Source organism: Citrobacter sp. B72, assembly GCF_016894305.1.
Lineage (GTDB): Bacteria > Pseudomonadota > Gammaproteobacteria > Enterobacterales > Enterobacteriaceae > Citrobacter > Citrobacter portucalensis.
Window position 1 is genome coordinate 421,655 of the sequence record NZ_CP069801.1, and the last position, 22,165, is coordinate 443,819.

Genomic DNA, 22,165 nt, shown 5'->3' on the forward strand with positions numbered 1-22,165 from the left:
TGCTTGTGGCAGGGGAACAGGGATGACCCAAATCGAAATTTGGCTACGTTTAGCGCAAGTGAATGAACTGTATGGTGATGAGATAGTGCGCGTTGCTCACTGGCTCAATACTCAACCGTGCATTAACAACGCGGTACTCTTGCAGGCAGGATTCTCTCCACGCCAGGCAAGACGCTTTTTAACCTTTTCAGATCTGACGCTGGAAAAAACGCTGCGCTGGCTTGAACAGCCTAACCACCATTTTGTGGTTGCCGACAGCGAGCATTATCCGCCACAGCTCCGTGCGATTGAGGATTATCCTGGGGTGCTTTTTGTTGCAGGAGCTCCCGCATGCCTCCACTCATTTCAAGTTGCCGTTGTCGGTAGTCGACAACATTCATGGTATGGCGAACGCTGGGGACGGTTGTTTTGTGAAAAGCTTGCTGCATGTGGGGTGACGATCACCAGCGGTCTGGCCCGGGGGATTGATGGCGTGGCGCACAATGCTGCGATAAACCGACAAGGCTCAAGTATTGCGGTGCTGGGAAATGGACTTGAGACCATTCATCCACGACAGCATATCCGTCTTGCGGAGCGACTTATTGAGGCTGGGGGCGCACTGGTGTCTGAGTTCCCATTAGATATGCTCCCTTTGCCGCGCAATTTTCCCCGACGAAATCGTATTATCAGTGGTCTAAGTAAAGGTGTACTGGTTGTCGAAGCTGCACAGCGTAGCGGGTCGCTGGTTACTGCTCGCTGTGCAATTGAACAAGGGCGGGAGGTGTTTGCTTTACCTGGGCCGATTGGGAGCCCGGGAAGTGAAGGCCCGCATTGGCTTATTCAGCAGGGAGCCATGCTTGTGACGACACCAGAGGAAATTCTTGAAAATTTGCAATATGGGCTGCAATGGTTGCCAGATGAACCTGAAAAATCAATTTATTCGCCAGATCACGAAGAGGTGGCATTGCCATTTCCGGAGCTCCTGGCTAACGTAGGAGATGAGGTAACACCTGTTGACGTCGTCGCTGAACGTGCCGGCCAACCTGTGCCAGAGGTAGTGGCTCAACTGCTCGAACTGGAGTTAGCAGGGTGGATCGCAGCTGTACCCGGCGGCTATGTCCGATTGAGGAGGGCATGCCATGTTCGACGTACTAATGTATTTGTTTGAGACATATATCCATAACGAAGCTGAGCTGCGTGTGGATCAGGACAAACTGGAACGGGATCTTACCGACGCTGGTTTTGATCGTGAAGACATTTACAACGCGTTACTTTGGCTGGAGAAGCTTGCTGACTATCAGGATGGTCTTGCTGAACCTATGCAGCTGGCATCGGACCCTCTTTCTATACGTATTTATACTGCGGAAGAGTGCGATCGACTGGATGCAAGCTGTAGAGGATTCCTGCTATTCCTGGAGCAGATTCAGGTGCTAAACCTCGAAACGCGAGAAATGGTTATTGAGCGCGTACTCGCGCTAGATACGGCAGAGTTCGATCTGGAAGACCTGAAGTGGGTGATTCTGATGGTGCTATTCAACATTCCAGGTTGTGAAAATGCCTATCAGCAAATGGAAGAATTACTCTTTGAAGTGAATGAAGGTATGCTGCATTAATCAATCTTCATTCAGTATGAGTTGTTATGGCTAAATCAGCACTGTTCACGGTGCGTAAAAACGAGCCCTGCCCACAATGCGGGGCTGAACTGGTTATTCGTTCCGGGAAACACGGTCCGTTTCTCGGTTGTTCACACTATCCAGAATGCGATTACATCCGTCCGCTGAAATCTTCCGCGGACGGACATGTAGTCAAAGTTCTGGAGGGTAAGCTTTGTCCTGCATGTGGCGCTGAGCTGGTGCTGAGACAGGGACGATTCGGTATGTTTATTGGATGCAGTGACTATCCTGCGTGCGATCACACCGAGCTCATCGACAAGCCTGATGAAACAGCAATAGTCTGTCCTCAATGCCAGACTGGTCATCTTGTCCAGCGGCGTTCCCGTTATGGCAAAACCTTTTACTCCTGCGATCGCTATCCGGAGTGCCAGTTTGTCATTAACTTCAAACCGTTAGCCGGAGAATGTCCTGAGTGTCATTATCCGCTTCTCATCGAAAAGAAAACCGCGCAGGGTGTGAAGCATTTCTGTGCCAGTAAACAATGTGGAAAGCCGATTTCGGCGGAATAAAAAAGTGAATAATAGCCTGCCCACAGACGCTATCGCTGCGGCGATAGCGGTTCTGAAACAAGAAAAAGTCATCGCCTATCCAACTGAAGCTGTATTTGGTGTCGGCTGCGACCCCGATAGCGAAACGGCTGTAACCCGTTTGTTGGCGCTAAAACAACGTCCGGTCGATAAAGGGTTAATTTTAATCGCGTCAAACTTTGAACAACTTAAACCATATATCGACGATAGCATGCTCACCGATGCTCAACGTGACGCTGTTTTCGCCCGTTGGCCTGGTCCTGTTACCTTCGTTTTCCCAGCGCTTGCGACAACGCCACGCTGGTTGACCGGGCGCTTTGATTCTCTGGCTGTTCGCGTCACCGATCACCCGCTGGTGGTTGCGTTGTGCCAGGCTTATGGCAAACCGTTAGTTTCTACCAGTGCTAATTTGAGTGGCTTACCGCCTTGCAGAACGGTAGAGGAAGTTCGCGCACAGTTCGGTACAGACTTTCCCGTGGTTGAAGGGGAGACCGGGGGGCGTTTGAATCCTTCGGAGATCCGTGATGCTCTGACAGGTGAACAGTTTCGACAGGGGTAATATGAAAGAAGCCTATGCTGTTTTTGGTAATCCGATAGCGCACAGTAAATCGCCCTTTATTCATCAGCAATTTGCAGAGCAGCTGAAGATTGATCACTCCTATGGGCGTGTACTGGCGCCTATCAATGATTTTGTGAATACGCTGAACGCTTTTTTTGCTGAGGGCGGGAAGGGGGCAAATGTCACCGTGCCTTTTAAAGAAGAGGCATTTGCACGTGCCGATGAACTAACGGAGCGGGCATCGCTTGCTGGAGCCGTCAATACCCTTAAACGGCTGGAGGATGGACGTTTACTGGGAGACAACACGGATGGTATCGGCTTGTTGAGCGATCTTGAGCGTTTATCTTTTATTCGTCCCGGATCGCGAGTTCTGTTGATTGGTGCGGGTGGTGCATCCCGTGGAGTTTTATTACCTCTTCTTTCTATGGATTGTGCGGTGACTATTGTTAACCGTACCGCTTCGCGCGCTGAAGAACTGGCACAAATCTTCTCCCATACCGGCAGCGTACAGGCGGTAGGAATGGACGAGCTTGATAATTACAGTTTTGATCTAATTATTAACGCGACATCCAGCGGAATTAGCGGTGAGATACCGGCTATTCCGACATCTCTTATTCACCCATCTGTCTATTGTTATGACATGTTTTATCAGAAAGGAGATACACCGTTCCTCTCCTGGTGTGCCGAACATGGGGCGAAACAATATGCTGATGGCCTGGGTATGCTGGTGGGGCAAGCAGCGCACGCCGTTTTACTCTGGCATGGGGTTTTGCCGCAGATTGAACCCGTCATTAAAAGCATGCAGCAGGAATTGTCGGCATGAATCAGGCGATCCAGTTTCCCGATCGAGAAGAATGGCGCACGGATGTTAACGCCGTTGTGTTTCCGGCGATGGTTCATGGTATGCAGTTAACATGTGCCATCTCTGGAGAGATGCTGGCGTCCCGCTTTGGCGGCGACACGCCTGAACAGTGGTTGGAAATCTTTCAACAGCATCGCTGGGATCTGGAAGAAGAAGCTGAAGGATTGATCCAGGCCCAGCAGGAAGATGCTCAAGGTTGGGTTTGGTTACTCTGACTTAAATATTCATCTTTCCACTTAACATAGTTGTTAGCTGAATATTGTAAGCCTGCTTTCTCTTCATCGCTTAATGGACGGATTTGTTTAACCGGGCTTCCCAGGTACAGATACCCGCTTTCCAGGCGTTTGTTTTGGGGAACCAGGCTCCCAGCCCCAATCATAACGTCGTCTTCTACGACTACGCCATCCAGCAGAATCGAACCCATGCCGACTAATACTCGGTTGCCAATGATGCAGCCGTGTAGCATGACCTTGTGACCGACCGTCACATCCTCACCCACGATCAATGGATTACCCTGCGGATTAGAAGTGGACTTATGTGTGACATGGAGAACGCTGCCGTCCTGAATGTTTGTACGGGCACCAATTTGTACATAGTTAACGTCGCCACGAATGGCAACCAGTGGCCAAATTCCGACATCATCAGCCAAACGGGCATCACCAATGACGACACTGCTGGTGTCGATCATTACGCGATTTCCGATCTGTGGGAAAAGATCCTTATAAGGACGCAGTACATCAGACATGTTTACCTCAACGAAAATAGAGCAGTAATGAAGACTTTGGTTGGATTATTGAGACTGTGCAAGTGGTTTAGCTATCAAAAATCAGCCAAATTGCGCAGGAATGTAGCGAAAGGAGTGAAAAACAAGCATTCGGAAAAAAAGATCCAAAAAATACTTGTGCTAAAAAATGGGATCCCTATAATGCGCCTCCATCGACACGGCGGATGTGAATCACTTCACGCAAACAGCCGGTTCGGTTGAAGAGAAAAACCTGAAAATGAGGGTTGACTCTGAAAGAGGAAAGCGTAATATACGCCACCTCGCGACAGAGCGCTAAAGCGCGTCGCAACTGCTCTTTAACAATTTATCAGACAATCTGTGTGGGCACTCGAAGATACGGATTCTTAACGTCGCAAGACGAAAAATGAATACCAAGTCTCAACGAGTGAACACGTAATTCATTACGAAGTTTAATTCATTGAGCATCAAACTTTTAAATTGAAGAGTTTGATCATGGCTCAGATTGAACGCTGGCGGCAGGCCTAACACATGCAAGTCGAACGGTAGCACAGAGGAGCTTGCTCCTTGGGTGACGAGTGGCGGACGGGTGAGTAATGTCTGGGAAACTGCCCGATGGAGGGGGATAACTACTGGAAACGGTAGCTAATACCGCATAACGTCGCAAGACCAAAGAGGGGGACCTTCGGGCCTCTTGCCATCGGATGTGCCCAGATGGGATTAGCTAGTAGGTGGGGTAACGGCTCACCTAGGCGACGATCCCTAGCTGGTCTGAGAGGATGACCAGCCACACTGGAACTGAGACACGGTCCAGACTCCTACGGGAGGCAGCAGTGGGGAATATTGCACAATGGGCGCAAGCCTGATGCAGCCATGCCGCGTGTATGAAGAAGGCCTTCGGGTTGTAAAGTACTTTCAGCGAGGAGGAAGGCGTTGTGGTTAATAACCGCAGCGATTGACGTTACTCGCAGAAGAAGCACCGGCTAACTCCGTGCCAGCAGCCGCGGTAATACGGAGGGTGCAAGCGTTAATCGGAATTACTGGGCGTAAAGCGCACGCAGGCGGTCTGTCAAGTCGGATGTGAAATCCCCGGGCTCAACCTGGGAACTGCATCCGAAACTGGCAGGCTAGAGTCTTGTAGAGGGGGGTAGAATTCCAGGTGTAGCGGTGAAATGCGTAGAGATCTGGAGGAATACCGGTGGCGAAGGCGGCCCCCTGGACAAAGACTGACGCTCAGGTGCGAAAGCGTGGGGAGCAAACAGGATTAGATACCCTGGTAGTCCACGCCGTAAACGATGTCGACTTGGAGGTTGTGCCCTTGAGGCGTGGCTTCCGGAGCTAACGCGTTAAGTCGACCGCCTGGGGAGTACGGCCGCAAGGTTAAAACTCAAATGAATTGACGGGGGCCCGCACAAGCGGTGGAGCATGTGGTTTAATTCGATGCAACGCGAAGAACCTTACCTACTCTTGACATCCAGAGAACTTAGCAGAGATGCTTTGGTGCCTTCGGGAACTCTGAGACAGGTGCTGCATGGCTGTCGTCAGCTCGTGTTGTGAAATGTTGGGTTAAGTCCCGCAACGAGCGCAACCCTTATCCTTTGTTGCCAGCGGTTAGGCCGGGAACTCAAAGGAGACTGCCAGTGATAAACTGGAGGAAGGTGGGGATGACGTCAAGTCATCATGGCCCTTACGAGTAGGGCTACACACGTGCTACAATGGCATATACAAAGAGAAGCGACCTCGCGAGAGCAAGCGGACCTCATAAAGTATGTCGTAGTCCGGATTGGAGTCTGCAACTCGACTCCATGAAGTCGGAATCGCTAGTAATCGTGGATCAGAATGCCACGGTGAATACGTTCCCGGGCCTTGTACACACCGCCCGTCACACCATGGGAGTGGGTTGCAAAAGAAGTAGGTAGCTTAACCTTCGGGAGGGCGCTTACCACTTTGTGATTCATGACTGGGGTGAAGTCGTAACAAGGTAACCGTAGGGGAACCTGCGGTTGGATCACCTCCTTACCTTAAAGAACCGACCTTTGCAGTGCTCACACAGATTGTCTGATGAAAATTAGCAGTAAGAAAATCTCTGCAGGCTTGTAGCTCAGGTGGTTAGAGCGCACCCCTGATAAGGGTGAGGTCGGTGGTTCAAGTCCACTCAGGCCTACCAAATTCGCCTCCGTGCTGTGTTACGGCGATGCTCGCATACTTCAGTATGCTTCGCACCACCGCGCCTTGCCCGGAAACGAATTAGGGTACAGAGATTAGCATTCTACGATGGGGTTATAGCTCAGCTGGGAGAGCGCCTGCCTTGCACGCAGGAGGTCTGCGGTTCGATCCCGCATAGCTCCACCATCTCTTACTGCAAAAACACAAGAAAACTTCAGAGTGTACCTGAAAAGGTTCACTGCGAAGTTTTGCTCTTTAAAAATCTGGATCAAGCTGAAAATTGAAACGACACACTGTTTCATTTCTCCGTAATAAGAAATGAAAAATGGTGTGTTCGAGTCTCTCAAATTTTTGCAAGTCGATGATGAATCGAAAGAAACATCTTCGGGTTGTGAGGTTAAGCGACTAAGCGTACACGGTGGATGCCCTGGCAGTCAGAGGCGATGAAGGACGTGCTAATCTGCGATAAGCGTCGGTAAGGTGATATGAACCGTTATAACCGGCGATTTCCGAATGGGGAAACCCAGTGTGTTTCGACACACTATCATTACGTGAATACATAGCGTAATGAAGCGAACCGGGGGAACTGAAACATCTAAGTACCCCGAGGAAAAGAAATCAACCGAGATTCCCCCAGTAGCGGCGAGCGAACGGGGAGCAGCCCAGAGTCTGAATCAGCATGTGTGTTAGTGGAAGCGTCTGGAAAGTCGCACGATACAGGGTGAAAGTCCCGTACACAAAAGTGCATGTGTTGTGAACTCGAAGAGTAGGGCGGGACACGTGGTATCCTGTCTGAATATGGGGGGACCATCCTCCAAGGCTAAATACTCCTGACTGACCGATAGTGAACCAGTACCGTGAGGGAAAGGCGAAAAGAACCCCGGCGAGGGGAGTGAAAAAGAACCTGAAACCGTGTACGTACAAGCAGTGGGAGCACCCTTTGGGGTGTGACTGCGTACCTTTTGTATAATGGGTCAGCGACTTATATTCTGTAGCAAGGTTAACCGAATAGGGGAGCCGAAGGGAAACCGAGTCTTAACTGGGCGTTAAGTTGCAGGGTATAGACCCGAAACCCGGTGATCTAGCCATGGGCAGGTTGAAGGTTGGGTAACACTAACTGGAGGACCGAACCGACTAATGTTGAAAAATTAGCGGATGACTTGTGGCTGGGGGTGAAAGGCCAATCAAACCGGGAGATAGCTGGTTCTCCCCGAAAGCTATTTAGGTAGCGCCTCGTGAATTCATCTTCGGGGGTAGAGCACTGTTTCGGCTAGGGGGTCATCCCGACTTACCAACCCGATGCAAACTGCGAATACCGAAGAATGTTATCACGGGAGACACACGGCGGGTGCTAACGTCCGTCGTGAAGAGGGAAACAACCCAGACCGCCAGCTAAGGTCCCAAAGTCATGGTTAAGTGGGAAACGATGTGGGAAGGCACAGACAGCCAGGATGTTGGCTTAGAAGCAGCCATCATTTAAAGAAAGCGTAATAGCTCACTGGTCGAGTCGGCCTGCGCGGAAGATGTAACGGGGCTAAACCATGCACCGAAGCTGCGGCAGCGACACTATGTGTTGTTGGGTAGGGGAGCGTTCTGTAAGCCGTTGAAGGTGTATCGTGAGGTATGCTGGAGGTATCAGAAGTGCGAATGCTGACATAAGTAACGATAATGCGGGTGAAAAACCCGCACGCCGGAAGACCAAGGGTTCCTGTCCAACGTTAATCGGGGCAGGGTGAGTCGACCCCTAAGGCGAGGCCGAAAGGCGTAGTCGATGGGAAACAGGTTAATATTCCTGTACTTGGTGTTACTGCGAAGGGGGGACGGAGAAGGCTATGTTAGCCGGGCGACGGTTGTCCCGGTTTAAGCATGTAGGCGGAGGTTCCAGGTAAATCCGGTACCTTATTAACGCTGAGGTGTGATGACGAGGCACTACGGTGCTGAAGTAACAAATGCCCTGCTTCCAGGAAAAGCCTCTAAGCATCAGGTAACACGAAATCGTACCCCAAACCGACACAGGTGGTCAGGTAGAGAATACCAAGGCGCTTGAGAGAACTCGGGTGAAGGAACTAGGCAAAATGGTGCCGTAACTTCGGGAGAAGGCACGCTGATATGTAGGTGAAGTGGTTTACCCATGGAGCTGAAATCAGTCGAAGATACCAGCTGGCTGCAACTGTTTATTAAAAACACAGCACTGTGCAAACACGAAAGTGGACGTATACGGTGTGACGCCTGCCCGGTGCCGGAAGGTTAATTGATGGGGTTATCCGTAAGGAGAAGCTCTTGATCGAAGCCCCGGTAAACGGCGGCCGTAACTATAACGGTCCTAAGGTAGCGAAATTCCTTGTCGGGTAAGTTCCGACCTGCACGAATGGCGTAATGATGGCCAGGCTGTCTCCACCCGAGACTCAGTGAAATTGAACTCGCTGTGAAGATGCAGTGTACCCGCGGCAAGACGGAAAGACCCCGTGAACCTTTACTATAGCTTGACACTGAACACTGGTCCTTGATGTGTAGGATAGGTGGGAGGCTTTGAAGTGTGGACGCCAGTCTGCATGGAGCCATCCTTGAAATACCACCCTTTAATGGCTGGTGTTCTAACGTAGACCCGTAATCCGGGTTGCGGACAGTGTCTGGTGGGTAGTTTGACTGGGGCGGTCTCCTCCTAAAGAGTAACGGAGGAGCACGAAGGTTAGCTAATCCTGGTCGGACATCAGGAGGTTAGTGCAAAGGCATAAGCTAGCTTGACTGCGAGAGTGACGGCTCGAGCAGGTGCGAAAGCAGGTCTTAGTGATCCGGTGGTTCTGAATGGAAGGGCCATCGCTCAACGGATAAAAGGTACTCCGGGGATAACAGGCTGATACCGCCCAAGAGTTCATATCGACGGCGGTGTTTGGCACCTCGATGTCGGCTCATCACATCCTGGGGCTGAAGTAGGTCCCAAGGGTATGGCTGTTCGCCATTTAAAGTGGTACGCGAGCTGGGTTTAGAACGTCGTGAGACAGTTCGGTCCCTATCTGCCGTGGGCGCTGGAGAATTGAGGGGGGCTGCTCCTAGTACGAGAGGACCGGAGTGGACGCATCACTGGTGTTCGGGTTGTCATGCCAATGGCATTGCCCGGTAGCTAAATGCGGAAGAGATAAGTGCTGAAAGCATCTAAGCACGAAACTTGCCCCGAGATGAGTTCTCCCTGACCCTTTAAGGGTCCTGAAGGAACGTTGAAGACGACGACGTTGATAGGTCGGGTGTGTAAGTGTAGCGATACATTGAGCTAACCGATACTAATGAACCGTGAGGCTTAACCTTACAACGCCGAAGATGTTTTGGCGAAGAGAGATATTTTCAGCCTGATACAGATAACATCGACATGCCCAGGAGGTGTGTTGATAAACAGAATTTGCCTGGCGGCTGTAGCGCGGTGGTCCCACCTGACCCCATGCCGAACTCAGAAGTGAAACGCCGTAGCGCCGATGGTAGTGTGGGGTCTCCCCATGCGAGAGTAGGGAACTGCCAGGCATCAAATTTAGTGTGCTGATATGGCTCAGTTGGTAGAGCGCACCCTTGGTAAGGGTGAGGTCCCCAGTTCGACTCTGGGTATCAGCACCAGTTTTTCGGTTAAAGTTCGGCACTTAGAAAAGAATTTGTCTGGCGGCTGTAGCGCGGTGGTCCCACCTGACCCCATGCCGAACTCAGAAGTGAAACGCCGTAGCGCCGATGGTAGTGTGGGGTCTCCCCATGCGAGAGTAGGGAACTGCCAGACATCAAATAAAAGCGAAAGGCTCAGTCGAAAGACTGGGCCTTTTGTTTTATCTGCTGTTTGTCGGCGAGCGCTCTCTTGAGGAGGACAAATCCGCCGGGAGCGGATTTGAACGTTGCGCAGCAACGGCCCGGAGGGTGGCGGGCAGGACGCCCGCCATAAACTGCCAGACATCAAATAAGTGAAAAGGCCATCCGAAAGGATGGCCTTTTTGCATTTATACGCGGAAATCAACCGGAACTGTATCCGGCATATATATTTAATGAATAACCTGCGATAAAAACGCGCGAGTGCGTTCCGATTTGGGGTGAGCAAAAAACTCATCCGGTGGTGCCTGTTCCACAATCTCGCCAAGATCCATAAAGATCACCCGGTCAGCTACTGTGCGGGCAAAGCCCATTTCATGGGTTACACATAGCATGGTCATGCCCGATTGCGCCAGACCTATCATGGTATCCAGCACTTCTTTTACCATTTCAGGATCCAACGCTGATGTGGGTTCATCAAATAACATGATTTTGGGTTTCATACACAGCGAGCGTGCAATGGCCACGCGCTGTTGTTGTCCACCAGAGATTTGCCCGGGATATTTATGTGCATGTTCGGCAATGCGGACCCGCTCAAGGTAGTGCATTGCCAGTACTTCAGCCTCTTTTTTCGGCATCTTTTGCACCCAGATAGGCGCCAGCGTGCAGTTTTGCAAGACAGTTAAATGAGGAAAGAGATTAAAGTGCTGAAAGACCATGCCAACTTCTTGTCGGACGCGCTCAATATTGCGGATGTCTTCATTGAGCTCAATCCCATCCACTACTATGCGTCCTTGCTGATGTTCTTCCAGATGGTTAATACAGCGGATAGTTGTCGATTTACCCGAACCGGAAGGCCCGCATAATACGATGCGCTCTCCCTGTTTTACCTTCAGGTTGATGTTTTTCAGGACATGAAACTGTCCGTACCATTTGTTGACGTTTTCCAGCGTAATCATCGCGTCGGTAGACGGCATTAATAATTGGCTCATAAATTCCTCAGTGCGGTGTACGCCCGGTGTTAAAACGTTTTTCCAGATGTTGGCTGTAACGCGACATACTGAAACAGAAGATCCAGTAAATCAGTGCAGCGAAAACATATCCTTCTGTCGACATACCCAGCCACGCAGGGTCCACAGTTGCCTGCTGTACGCTACTGAAGAGATCAAACAGACCGATGATGATGACCAGGCTGGTATCCTTGAACAGGGCGATAATCGTGTTAACCAGACCCGGGATAACCAGCTTGAGGGCTTGCGGAAGAATGACCAGCCCCTGAGTTTTCCAGTACCCTAGCGCCAGTGATTCCGCGGCCTCATACTGACCTTTCGGTAGGGCCTGTAGCCCTCCGCGAACCACTTCTGCGACATAGGCCGACTGGAAAAGAATAACACCGACCAGCGCCCGGATAAGCTTGTCGATACTGGTTCCTTCGGACATAAACAAAGGAAGCATGACCGAGGACATAAACAGAACAGTAATCAACGGTACACCGCGCCAGAACTCAATGAAAATGACGGATAAAACCCGCACGACTGGCATATGGGAACGACGTCCCAACGCCAGTAAAATGCCCCATGGAAGCGCGCCTGCAATCCCCACGGATGCAATAATAAGCGTCAGTGTTAATCCGCCCCACTGCCGGGTTTCTACGCGTTCAAGTCCGAAAAAACCACCGTACATCAGCCACCAGACGACAATCGGATAAATGACTGCCCAGATAGCGATATAACGGCCACGGTGGGGAATGGTTTTCCAGAACATCGGAACAATAGAAGCCAGACCAATTATCAGGGCCAGATTTACGCGCCAACGCTGATCGTGTGGATAAAGCCCATACATGAATTGCCCGAAGCGTTCATGGATGAACACCCAGCAGGCTCCCGCTTTGGTACAGTCTGCCCGGGTAGAACCGATCCAGTTGGCCTGAAAGAATACCCAGTTCAACAGTGGCGGGAGAAATGACCAAATCAGCCATACGCATAGCAGGGTGAGCAGGCTATTTGACCAACTGGAGAACAGGTTTTTACGCACCCAGAGTAGACTGCGGCTTGCCGGATTGCTGCGCTGGCGCGAGGGGTGAGACAGCAGTGCTTTTGTCATCATGGCTCCTTAGCGCTCAATCAGTGCAATACGGCGGTTATAAATATTCATCAGCAAAGAAATACTCAGACTGATGATCAGGTATACCGACATGGTGATGGCGATCGTTTCAATGGCTTGCCCTGTTTGATTGAGTACCGTGCCGGCAAACAGTGAAACCATGTCCGGGTAGCCAATGGCGGCTGCAAGAGAAGAGTTCTTGACGATATTCAGGTACTGGCTGGTCAGTGGGGGAATGATGACGCGTAGCGCCTGTGGGATGATTACCTGGCGTAGCGTCACCGGATTTGGCAGACCCAGCGAGCGTGCGGCTTCATGTTGGCCGTAAGGAACGGCTTGAATGCCCGCCCGAATAATTTCTGCAATAAATGCCGAGGTATATACCGAAAGCGCCAGAGTTAGTGCCGCCAGTTCAGGAATAAGCACCATACCGCCACGGAAGTTAAAACCACGGAGCTCGGGAATATCCCAGTGAAGCGCAGCGCCAAACATCCACTGTGAAATCACCGGTAAAAGTACGATCAACGCCAGAGCTGTGGGCCAGGTCCGACGTAGCTGACCGGTTTTGGTCTGATGCATTCTGTTGAAGCGAAATAATCCGATGGTGACGACGATAGCGATAACGACAGCGGTGCAAAAGGCAAAAAAACCTTCTCCCATTTGCGGGGACGGAATATAGAGCCCCCGGTTACTCAGGAACATCAAATCCAGCGCGTTAACGGCCTGGCGTGGGCCGGGCAGATTACGTAATACGGCGAAATACCAGAAGAAGATCTGCAGCAGCGGCGGTATATTGCGGAACGTTTCGATGTAGATCGTCGAGAGCTTTCGCAATAACCAGTTATCTGACAGGCGTGCCAGCCCGAGAAAGAAACCGAGAATTGATGCGAAAACAATGCACAGTGCTGAAACTAACAGCGTATTGAGCAGGCCGACCACAAAGACACGACCATACGTATCGCCTTGCTCGTAATCGATCAGATGCTGGACAATGCCAAATCCGGCGCTGCGATCGAGAAAAGAAAACCCCGAGGTAATACCGCTATTGTTCAGGTTATTTATCGTGTTATGAATGAGATAGACCGCAATGCTGATAACCGCAATGACGGCGAGTATTTGAAATAACCAGGCGCGGACCGCAGGGTTAGAAAAGGATAACGATCCTTTTACGGTTGAGCGGCGATGGAACATAAGAAAACCTCAGTAACTATGACTCTGGGCTGAGCGCCGCAGTTGCGGCGCCCGTTACATCACTACGCATTAGCGCACCGGTGGTGCATACTGAATGCCACCGTTATTCCAGAGGTTGTTCTGTCCACGTTTGATCTTCAGCGGACTTTCCGATCCAACGTTACGTTCAAAGATCTCCGAATAGTTACCAACCTGCTTGATAATGTTGTAGGCCCATTTGTTATCAAGCTTCAGATCCTTGCCATAATCCCCTTCTTTACCCAACAGGTGTGCCATATCCGGTGTTGCTGGATTAGCCGCTTTTTCATCGACGTTTTTCGAGTTAACACCCATTTCTTCCGCATTTAGCATGGCGAACAGCGTCCAGCGAACAATGGAGAACCACTCATCGTCCCCGCGACGTACGACAGGTCCCAGCGGTTCTTTAGAAATAACTTCTGGCAGGACGATCCATTCCGCAGGATTGCTCAGCTTGATGCGTAGGGCATACAGCTGAGACTGGTCGGAAGCCAGCGTATCGCAACGTCCAGATTCCAGAGCTTTGGCTGATTCATCCGAACGGTCAAAGGTGACGGGGGTGTACTTCATCTTGTTGGCTTTAAAGTAGTCGGCCACGTTTAGTTCGGTATCGGTTCCCGCCTGAATACAGACCGTTGCACCATCCAGCTCTTTAGCGCTCTTCAGGCCTGCTTTATTGTGGGTAAGAAAACCAATGCCGTCGTAATACGTTACACCAGTGAAGGACATGCCCATACCGGCATCACGAGAAGAGGTCCACGTGGTATTACGAGAGAGCATGTCGACTTCACCAGACTGTAATGCGGTAAAGCGTTCCTTGGCGGTGAGCGGGGTATATTTTACTTTGCTATCATCGCCAAATACGGCGGAGGCAACGCCACGACATACATCAACATCAATACCCGAGAACTTGCCGCTTGCATCGGCGTAAGAAAAGCCAGGCAAGCCGTCGCTGATCCCACATTGCACAAACCCTTTTTTCTTTACGGCATCAAGTGTTGCGCCGGCATGTGCCTGATTTGCAACAGCAAGCAGCACACCGGCCGCAGCCAGGCTGGCGATTATCATCTTTTTCATAGAGCATCCTGTGTGGAGGAATTATTGTTATGGAAACGTTCTGAAAACGTCTTTTACCTGTCTGTGGCTTTGGCCATACTCTTTTAAGCAAAGGTAGTGCCAGTTTTTTGCGCCTGATTATTCGACGCAATATGCAGAGTGTAGACAGGAAAAAATAAATGCAGCGCCCTGAAGTGGTGCAAAATTGAAACGTAAGCCACATTTCGGCGCAAAAAATTTAAAAATCAGACAGGACGCGTGATAACGATTTCTGGCGTTAATATTAATGGCGTGAGAATAATGAAAAGAAAATGTGGTGTTACGAAAAACAGAAAAAATGCTAATTTCAAATCGCGGATGTGTGAGTGAAATCTATAATAATTTTATTACATGTCAGGTTCTATTAAGCAACGTTTTGTCTTATATGCAGATTTTATGCTTATTGCTAAAAGCGCGGTAATAACCGCGCTTTTAAGATGATTTATTTGGTCAGGGCGACAATCCCAAGCGTCAGTCCGGCAACGGCTGCAGCACCACCGGCGATGGCCCCGGCTGTTTCCCAGTTATCCTGGGTGGTGCCTTTCATACAGGTATTGGTATGAACCAGGCGTCCCTGATCGTCGTATACAGGTACGCAAGGAGAATCGTGTGCACAGCCAGCCAGGAATGCGGTAAGCAGTGCAACGGATATTAATCTTTTCATGGTGTTACCTCAAAAATAAGCGTTTCGCTAATAGAGCAAAGACAAACGCTAAGCCATCTGCGAACTCGGCGATTATTTTACCACTTCTTAAAAAAGGACTGACATGAGGAATAATCTCAATTCATGTGGATTGTAAAAATAATGGATAAAAAGAAAGGTCGCGGGCGCGTTTAAAGGAATGCTTTAAATGAAATAAATGGCTATCTTATTAATAAATAAAGAGGCGTAACATGGGTGAAAAAGGCGTCCGTAGACGCCTTTATTTTACAAATTAATCGTTGTGCCGACTAAAACGCCGTCTTACGACAACAAAGAAGACGGGGACGAAGAAGATAGCCAACAATGTTGCGGTCAGCATTCCTCCCATAACACCGGTACCGACCGCATTCTGCGCACCACTACCTGCACCGTGACTGATAACCAGAGGCATAACCCCCAGAATAAAGGCCAGGGATGTCATCAGGATAGGACGAAGACGCATGCGCGATGCCTCCAGCGTCGCTTCAATCAACCCCTTGCCTTCTTTATCCATCAGGTCTTTGGCAAACTCGACGATCAGGATGGCGTTCTTAGCCGAGAGGCCGATTGTGGTTAGTAAGCCAACCTGGAAATACACATCGTTATTCATCCCACGCAGTGATGCTGCTAACAATGCGCCCACAACACCGAGCGGTACAACCAGCATCACCGAGAAAGGAATAGACCAGCTTTCATACAATGCGGCAAGGCAAAGGAAAACAACGATTAGCGAGATGGCATACAGCGCAGGAGCCTGGTTACCCGACAGTCGTTCCTGATAGGACATCCCCGTCCAGTCATGACCAATACCGTTTGGCAGTTTTTCCGCCAGGCTTTCCATCAGCGCCATTGCTTCACCGGTACTTCTGCCAGGCGCAGCTTCTCCCAGCAGTTCCATAGAAGGCATACCGTTATAGCGCTCCAGACGCGGTGAGCCGTAGATCCAGTGTGCGGAACTGAACGTGGAGAACGGAACCATTTCGCCATTGGCGCTACGAACATACAGATTATTGATGTCCTCCGGTAACATACGGAACTTGGCATCGGCTTGTACGTACACTTTTTTCACGCGTCCACGGTCAATGAAGTCATTGACGTAATAGCCGCCCAGCGCAGCTGAGATAGTTTCGTTGATATCAGACAGTGAGACACCAAGCGCTTGCGCTTTCTCCTGATCGACATCCAGCTTGAACTGGGCGGTATCCTCGAGCCCGTTTGGACGCACACGAACCAGCAGGTCAGGGTGTTTGGCAACCATGCCCAGCAGTTGGTTACGCGCTTGCGTTAACGCAGCATGCCCCAACCCGCCCTGGTCAATCAGCTCGAAGTCGAAGCCGGTTGCGGTACCCAGTTCAACGATGGCTGGCATGTTGAAAGGGAACACCAGACCATCACGAATCTGACTAAACGCTCGGGTAGCGCGGGCGATAATTGATTCAACGTTATTTTCGTTACCGCTACGTTCTTCCCAGGGCTTGAGGCTGACGAACGCCATCCCTGAGTTTTGCCCCTGGCCGCTGAAGCTAAAGCCGTTAACCGTAAAGACGCTTTCGACGTTGGCTTTCTCGTTATTCAGGTAGTAGTGGGTGACCTGATCCAGCACTTTCTGGGTTCGCTCTTGCGTGGCGCCTGCAGGAAGTTGAATCATCGTCAGGAAGACGCCCTGATCTTCCTCTGGCAGGAAGGAGGTTGGCAGGCGCATAAACAGCACAGCCATCCCGATGACGATTATCAGGTAGACGACCAGGTAACGCCCAGTTTTACGCACAATACCGCTGACGCTATTGGTGTAGTGATTGACGCTGTGATCGAATTTGGCATTGAACCAGCCAAAGAAACCGCTTCTTTTCTCGTGATGTTCAGCTGATACGGGCTTCAGCAACGTTGCACAAAGTGCGGGAGTCAGGATCAGCGCGACCAGTACTGAAAGCGCCATGGCGGAAACGATGGTGATGGAAAACTGCCGATAGATAGCCCCGGTTGAACCGCCAAAGAAGGCCATCGGGATAAATACCGCAGACAGCACCATGGCAATACCAACCAGTGCTCCCTGTATTTGTGACATGGATTTTTCCGTCGCCTCTTTGGGCGGCAGATGATCCTCCATCATCACGCGTTCTACGTTTTCCACCACCACTATCGCATCATCGACCAATAGACCGATGGCGAGTACCATGCCGAACATCGTCAGGGTGTTTATTGAGTAGCCAAACGCAGCAAGCACGGCAAATGTGCCCAACAATACGACAGGTACGGCGATGGTTGGAATGAGCGTTGCCCGGATGTTTTGCAGGAACAAATACATGACCAGGAACACCAGCACGATCGCTTCAAACAACGTTTTTACCACTTCATGAATGGAGATGGTCACAAACGGCGTCGTGTCGTACGGGTAGACCACCTTCATTCCCTGTGGGAAGAATGGCTGCAGTTCAACCAGCTTGGCTTTAATCGCGTTAGCAGTATCCAGCGCGTTTGCCCCGGTTGCCAGCTTGATCCCAAGGCCGGATGCAGGCTTACCGTTAATACGCGCCACGACGTTGTAGTTTTCCCCGCCTAACTCGATACGCGCGACGTCTTTCAGGTGAACAACCGAGCCATCGCTGTTCACGCGTAACGTCACTTTGCCGAACTCTTCAGGGTCTTTCAGTCGCGTTTGCGCAATGATAGAGGCGTTCAGCTGCTGGTTAGGTAATGCAGGCGTCCCCCCTAACTGACCTGCGGCAATCTGATCGTTCTGTACCTTCAACTGATTGATCACATCAACCGGCGTGAGCTGATATTTGTTCAATAAGTTTGCATCCAGCCAGATGCGCATGGCGTACTGTGCACCAAACAGCTGCACGTCACCCACGCCATTCAGACGGCTGATTGAGTCTTTAACGTTCGAAGCGACGTAGTCGGAAATGTCATCCTGTGTGGTTTGTGGGTTGTCAGAAACAAAACCCGCAACCATCAAAAAGCTGCTGCTGGATTTCTCAACGCTGATCCCTTGCTGCTGAACTTCTTGCGGCAGTAACGGAGTGGCGAGCTGCAGTTTATTTTGCACCTGCACTTGCGCGATATCGGGATCGGTACCGGACTGGAAAGTCAGTGTAATAGTCACACTCCCGGCCGAGTCGCTGGTGGAGGACATATACATCAGGTTATCGATACCATTCATATTCTGTTCGATAACCTGTGTGACTGTATCCTGAACCGTCTGTGCATCTGCACCAGGGTAGGTGGCAGAAATGGCGACCGCAGGAGGCGCAATGGTCGGGTACTGTGCCACGGGCAGTTGCATGATTGCCAGAGCACCCGCCATCATCAGAATGATAGCCAATACCCAGGCAAAGATAGGACGCCTGATAAAAAAGTTAGCCATGTCCGGTTACCTTATTGGGCTTTCGTGGCAGGGGTTTCGGTATCGGCGGTTGCTTTAACCTGAACGCCTGGACGTGCTTTCTGTAAGCCGCTCACGATAACTTTGTCACCCGGTTGCAGGCCTTCGCTGATGAGCCACTTGTCACCAATAGCTTGTGCGGCAACGACTGCGCGAGACTCAACCTGACTCTTGTCGTTAACGACCATTACGGTGGCATCACCGCGAGGAGTACGCGTTACCCCCTGCTGCGGAACGAGAATGGCATTCGGCTGGACGCCTTCATCAATGCGTGCGCGCACAAACATGCCCGGCAACAGCGTGTGCTGTGGGTTAGGGAATACGGCTCTGAGGGTGATTGAGCCGGTGCTTTCATCAACCGTCACATCAGAAAACTGCAAAGAGCCTTTTAGCGGGTATGACTGACCATTTTCCATCACCAGTTCGACAGTACTGCTGGCGCTGTCTTTATGCAGACTCCCTTGTTCAACGGACTGTTTGAGGCGCATAAAGTCGTTACTGGACTGTGTCACGTCGACGTAAATGGGATCGAGCTGTTGAACGGTAGCAAGCTCTGTAGCCTGGCCATTCGTGACTAATGCACCTTCGGTGACGTTGGATTTACCGATGCGTCCGCTAATTGGCGATGTCACTTTGGTGTAGGCCAGATTGATACGCGCGCTTTCGACCGCCGCTTTTGCTGCGATCACGGAGGCATCGGCCTGACGAGCATCAGCAATTGCCTGATCGTACTCTTGCTGGCTGATGTACTTGGTGCCAACCAACGGCACATAGCGTTTCACCGTTAAATGCGCGATTGCAGCCGCCGCTTCACTCTTCGCCAGTTCACCTTTGGCGCTGTCATAGTCAGCCTGGTAAGTCGCTGGATCGATCTGATAAAGCGATTGACCGGCTTCAATATCGCTTCCCTCAGTGAAATTCCGTTTAAGTACAATTCCACTAACCTGAGGACGGACTTCTGCAATACGAAATGCTGTGGTGCGTCCGGGTAATTCGGTCGTCACGGCTAAAGGGGCCTTTTCGACGACATGGACAGTCACCTGCGGCTCTGCGGGATGTGCTTGTGTTTCTCCCTGATCGTTACAACCGGCGAGTAATGCAGCGGAGATGATGATGAATGAGGGCAGGAGTGAAAACCTGGCATTTTTCGTCATTTCTATTCCTTAAAAAACCGAACGCTCGTTATTAACCGAGTAACAATAGGGGTGATAACGCGCACAAGAAAAAATAATAGTTGGCTATCCTACAAATTATTAGCTTGCGATGTAAGCAATACTTATTTATGGGCGGGGTTCACGGCACATAAAAGCAAAAAAAGATTAATCAGCTACCGTTTCATTGTGATATTTATAGCAACACCATGATGCTGATAAATACATTTTGAAATGATCATCTGAATGGTGAATATATTTGTTTTTGTTATTTGTTTTATCTATTCGTGTGTAATGTCCGCAATTAAATACTTTAGACCTCGTCTAAATAAACGCTAAGTGATACATTTGTTCCAGATCGAAAATATTAGATAAGAAAGTTAATCATTCTCTACTCCAATCCAGATAGTCGGAATCATGGCCAGAAAAACGAAAGCGGATGCCCTCAAAACGCGACAGCACCTGATGGAAACGGCGATTGTACAGTTTGCCGCACGTGGCGTAGGTAATACGACGCTAAACGACATAGCGGATGCCGCCAATGTGACACGGGGTGCACTTTATTGGCATTTCGAAAATAAAACTCAATTGTTTAATGAGTTATGGTTACAACAACCTCCTTTACGCGATCTTATTCAGGACAAGCTAATTGGTCGTTGGGGTGTTAACCCTTTACAGCGACTGCGTGAAAAATTTGTGGTGGGATTACAATATATTGCGGAGAACCCTCGTCAGCAGGCATTAATGCAGATTTTATATCATAAATGCGAATTCCATAAAGATATGATATCAGAGCAGGCCATTCGCGATAAAATAGGTCTCAGCCACCAAAGTATTCGCGATTCTCTCCAACGATGCATAGATGAAAATTTGATTGCCACCAGCTTGGATTTAGACGTTATCATCATTATTTTGCATGGTAGCTTTAGCGGAATAATAAAAAACTGGTTAATGAATCCAGAGAGTTATGATCTGTATGGGCAAGCGCCAGCATTAGTTGATAATGTATTAAAAATGTTAAGCCCGGACGGCTGCGTAATGCAATTAATGCAGAGTGAAAACCAGGTTGGGTAGTCTAGCCGCCAGGGCCTGACGGCTGTCGACGGTGCTAGTCGAGGTCGACGCAGTTGACCAGCTTTAGGGGATTCACTGAGTTCATATTCCGGCACTTGTCGTGCTCTGTTGTCATCAGCTCTATCCATTGGATGAGCAGCGCATCAAAAAGAAAAACGAAGACCGCAAAAACAACCAGCCACCAATACTTGCGAATCATTCCTAAACCCTGTGTATTCATGCCCAAGCGTGCAGGGAATATACACGAAATTTTTAAGCTGAAAAGCAGACTTACAATGCCTTTACTTTGTTGAAAGAGCGCCACTCTTTGCCGTCAATCGACTCTTTTTAGACAGGTTTTTTGTCTTACGTTTTTTCACCTTGGCAAGCTCAATTTCTGAAAAATGAGAACCGATACTCAGTCTTCTGAGCCCCATTTTTACGTATTCAGTATTGATCTCAATCCCGACAAACTTGCGACCCAATTCCACGGCGGTAGCTCCGGTGGTGAAGCTGCCGGCAAACGGATCCAGTACCTTGTCATCTGGGTTCGAGGACGCCAGAATTATACGCTCCAGGAGGGCTTTGGGTTTCTGGGTGGGGTGGTTTTCGTATTCGTCCATCAGATAGCGTACGCGTGGGAACTCCCAGACATTGCCCGGCACTTTTTTCTGATTGTAGGGCTGCGGCGGGTTTTTTCTGTAGTCTATTAGCGCGCGTTTAGCGCCAGTTTTGGCTTCAACCAGAATATCGTCACGATTAAATGTGTAGTTTTTCTGATCTTTTACCATCATCAGGATCGGTTCATACATCGAACCAAAGTAATTTTTGGCCTGTACCCCCGAGCTATCATATGACCACACGATACGGCTCTTGATGGTAAAAAGCGGGCGGCATTTGAGGTCGATGTACGGCATGTTCTCCGTACTGTTCATGATGTACATGGTGCCGTGTGGTTTGAGGATGCGATGGCACTCGTCGATGCACTCAAACAACCACGCCAGAAAGGCCTCTTCGTCCCAGGATTCCACCATCCCGTCAAAGTCTTTCCCGATGTTATAAGGAGGGTCAGCAAAAATGAGTTCGACGCTTTCAGACGGCAGTTTTTTTAGTTCAGTTAGCGCGTCACCCAGGATTATCTTTTTAGATTCATCGCCAAAATAGACAGGTTCACATCTCGCGTTCATCGCCAAAGCCTC

The 22,165-nt window shown here is 50.1% G+C and carries 17 protein-coding genes, 3 tRNA genes and 4 rRNA genes; 14 read left to right on the forward strand and 10 right to left on the reverse strand.

Annotation, left to right across the window (positions count from 1 at the left end; translation table 11 throughout):
* Positions 1–22 precede the first annotated feature (22 nt).
* From dprA to JQN59_RS02045, 6 genes are read left to right on the forward strand one after another with little or no spacing between them, the layout of a single operon-like run.
* Entirely contained in the window at positions 23–1,147 is a 1,125-nt protein-coding gene (gene dprA, locus JQN59_RS02020; RefSeq protein ID WP_149607928.1) for a DNA-protecting protein DprA, read from the forward strand.
* The gene (gene smg, locus JQN59_RS02025; protein WP_003031162.1) at positions 1,119–1,592 is read left to right on the forward strand and encodes a DUF494 family protein Smg; all 474 of its coding nucleotides are present in this window, start codon (positions 1,119–1,121) and stop codon (positions 1,590–1,592) included. The genes dprA and smg overlap by 29 nt, the downstream gene beginning before the upstream one ends.
* Positions 1,593–1,618: 26 nt before the next feature.
* The gene (locus JQN59_RS02030; protein WP_008786284.1) at positions 1,619–2,161 is read left to right on the forward strand and encodes a DNA topoisomerase family protein; all 543 of its coding nucleotides are present in this window, start codon (positions 1,619–1,621) and stop codon (positions 2,159–2,161) included.
* 4 nt (positions 2,162–2,165) lie between these two features.
* Entirely contained in the window at positions 2,166–2,738 is a 573-nt protein-coding gene (tsaC, locus tag JQN59_RS02035) for an L-threonylcarbamoyladenylate synthase type 1 TsaC (RefSeq protein ID WP_008786283.1), read from the forward strand.
* Between the two features lies 1 nt (position 2,739).
* A complete protein-coding gene (gene aroE, locus JQN59_RS02040; RefSeq protein ID WP_048215430.1) occupies positions 2,740–3,561 on the forward strand; it encodes a shikimate dehydrogenase in 822 nt (273 codons plus the stop codon).
* Entirely contained in the window at positions 3,558–3,815 is a 258-nt protein-coding gene (locus JQN59_RS02045) for a DUF1488 domain-containing protein (RefSeq protein ID WP_008786281.1), read from the forward strand. The genes aroE and JQN59_RS02045 overlap by 4 nt, the downstream gene beginning before the upstream one ends.
* On the opposite strand, the gene JQN59_RS02050 is transcribed toward JQN59_RS02045, so the two are convergent.
* On the reverse strand, positions 3,791–4,345 hold the full coding sequence (locus JQN59_RS02050; protein ID WP_048215431.1) for a gamma carbonic anhydrase family protein: 555 nt from the start codon (positions 4,343–4,345) through the stop codon (positions 3,791–3,793). The genes JQN59_RS02045 and JQN59_RS02050 overlap by 25 nt on opposite strands.
* 474 nt (positions 4,346–4,819) lie before the next feature.
* Here JQN59_RS02050 and JQN59_RS02055 point away from each other — a divergent pair.
* From JQN59_RS02055 to rrf (JQN59_RS02085), 7 genes are all read left to right on the forward strand, one after another.
* Positions 4,820–6,361 (forward strand): 16S ribosomal RNA (locus JQN59_RS02055).
* 71 nt (positions 6,362–6,432) lie between these two features.
* Positions 6,433–6,509 (forward strand) — tRNA-Ile (locus tag JQN59_RS02060).
* Between the two features lie 109 nt (positions 6,510–6,618).
* Positions 6,619–6,694 (forward strand) — tRNA-Ala (locus JQN59_RS02065).
* Between the two features lie 209 nt (positions 6,695–6,903).
* Positions 6,904–9,811, forward strand: a 23S ribosomal RNA gene (locus JQN59_RS02070).
* Between the two features lie 94 nt (positions 9,812–9,905).
* Positions 9,906–10,021 (forward strand): 5S ribosomal RNA (gene rrf, locus JQN59_RS02075).
* Positions 10,022–10,035: 14 nt separating this feature from the next.
* Positions 10,036–10,111, forward strand: a tRNA-Thr gene (locus tag JQN59_RS02080).
* Between the two features lie 38 nt (positions 10,112–10,149).
* Positions 10,150–10,265, forward strand: a 5S ribosomal RNA gene (rrf, locus tag JQN59_RS02085).
* Together the 16S, 23S and 5S rRNA genes with 3 tRNA genes alongside form the textbook arrangement of a ribosomal RNA operon.
* 256 nt (positions 10,266–10,521) lie before the next feature.
* Here the strand turns inward: rrf (JQN59_RS02085) and JQN59_RS02090 are convergent.
* The 7 genes from JQN59_RS02090 to JQN59_RS02120 all read right to left on the reverse strand — a co-directional run bounded on the left by JQN59_RS02090 (position 10,522) and on the right by JQN59_RS02120 (position 19,916).
* A complete protein-coding gene (locus tag JQN59_RS02090; protein WP_003025300.1) occupies positions 10,522–11,280 on the reverse strand; it encodes an amino acid ABC transporter ATP-binding protein in 759 nt (252 codons plus the stop codon).
* A gap of 7 nt (positions 11,281–11,287) precedes the next feature.
* The gene (locus JQN59_RS02095; protein WP_149607292.1) at positions 11,288–12,391 is read right to left on the reverse strand and encodes an amino acid ABC transporter permease; all 1,104 of its coding nucleotides are present in this window, start codon (positions 12,389–12,391) and stop codon (positions 11,288–11,290) included.
* Between the two features lie 9 nt (positions 12,392–12,400).
* Entirely contained in the window at positions 12,401–13,582 is a 1,182-nt protein-coding gene (locus tag JQN59_RS02100) for an amino acid ABC transporter permease (protein WP_048215433.1), read from the reverse strand.
* 69 nt (positions 13,583–13,651) lie between these two features.
* A complete protein-coding gene (locus JQN59_RS02105; RefSeq protein WP_008785976.1) occupies positions 13,652–14,677 on the reverse strand; it encodes an amino acid ABC transporter substrate-binding protein in 1,026 nt (341 codons plus the stop codon).
* A 460-nt stretch (positions 14,678–15,137) separates the two neighbouring features.
* The gene (locus JQN59_RS02110; RefSeq protein ID WP_003025292.1) at positions 15,138–15,359 is read right to left on the reverse strand and encodes a lipoprotein; all 222 of its coding nucleotides are present in this window, start codon (positions 15,357–15,359) and stop codon (positions 15,138–15,140) included.
* Between the two features lie 271 nt (positions 15,360–15,630).
* Positions 15,631–18,744 (reverse strand): efflux RND transporter permease subunit, encoded by a 3,114-nt coding sequence (locus JQN59_RS02115; protein ID WP_008785975.1) that lies wholly within the window; start codon positions 18,742–18,744, stop codon positions 15,631–15,633.
* A gap of 11 nt (positions 18,745–18,755) precedes the next feature.
* Entirely contained in the window at positions 18,756–19,916 is a 1,161-nt protein-coding gene (locus JQN59_RS02120; protein ID WP_032945162.1) for an efflux RND transporter periplasmic adaptor subunit, read from the reverse strand.
* A gap of 414 nt (positions 19,917–20,330) precedes the next feature.
* Between JQN59_RS02120 and envR the strand changes: the two genes are divergently transcribed.
* Positions 20,331–20,987 (forward strand): acrEF/envCD operon transcriptional regulator, encoded by a 657-nt coding sequence (gene envR, locus JQN59_RS02125; RefSeq protein WP_149607293.1) that lies wholly within the window; start codon positions 20,331–20,333, stop codon positions 20,985–20,987.
* A gap of 34 nt (positions 20,988–21,021) precedes the next feature.
* On the opposite strand, the gene JQN59_RS02130 is transcribed toward envR, so the two are convergent.
* Positions 21,022–21,186 carry a DUF2556 family protein gene (locus JQN59_RS02130; protein ID WP_048215436.1) on the reverse strand — a complete coding sequence of 55 codons (165 nt, stop codon included), beginning with the start codon at positions 21,184–21,186 and terminating at the stop codon, positions 21,022–21,024.
* 82 nt (positions 21,187–21,268) lie between these two features.
* Positions 21,269–22,153, reverse strand: a complete 885-nt coding sequence (gene yhdJ, locus JQN59_RS02135; protein WP_048215437.1) for an adenine-specific DNA-methyltransferase — start codon at positions 22,151–22,153, stop codon at positions 21,269–21,271.
* Positions 22,154–22,165: the final 12 nt, after the last annotated feature.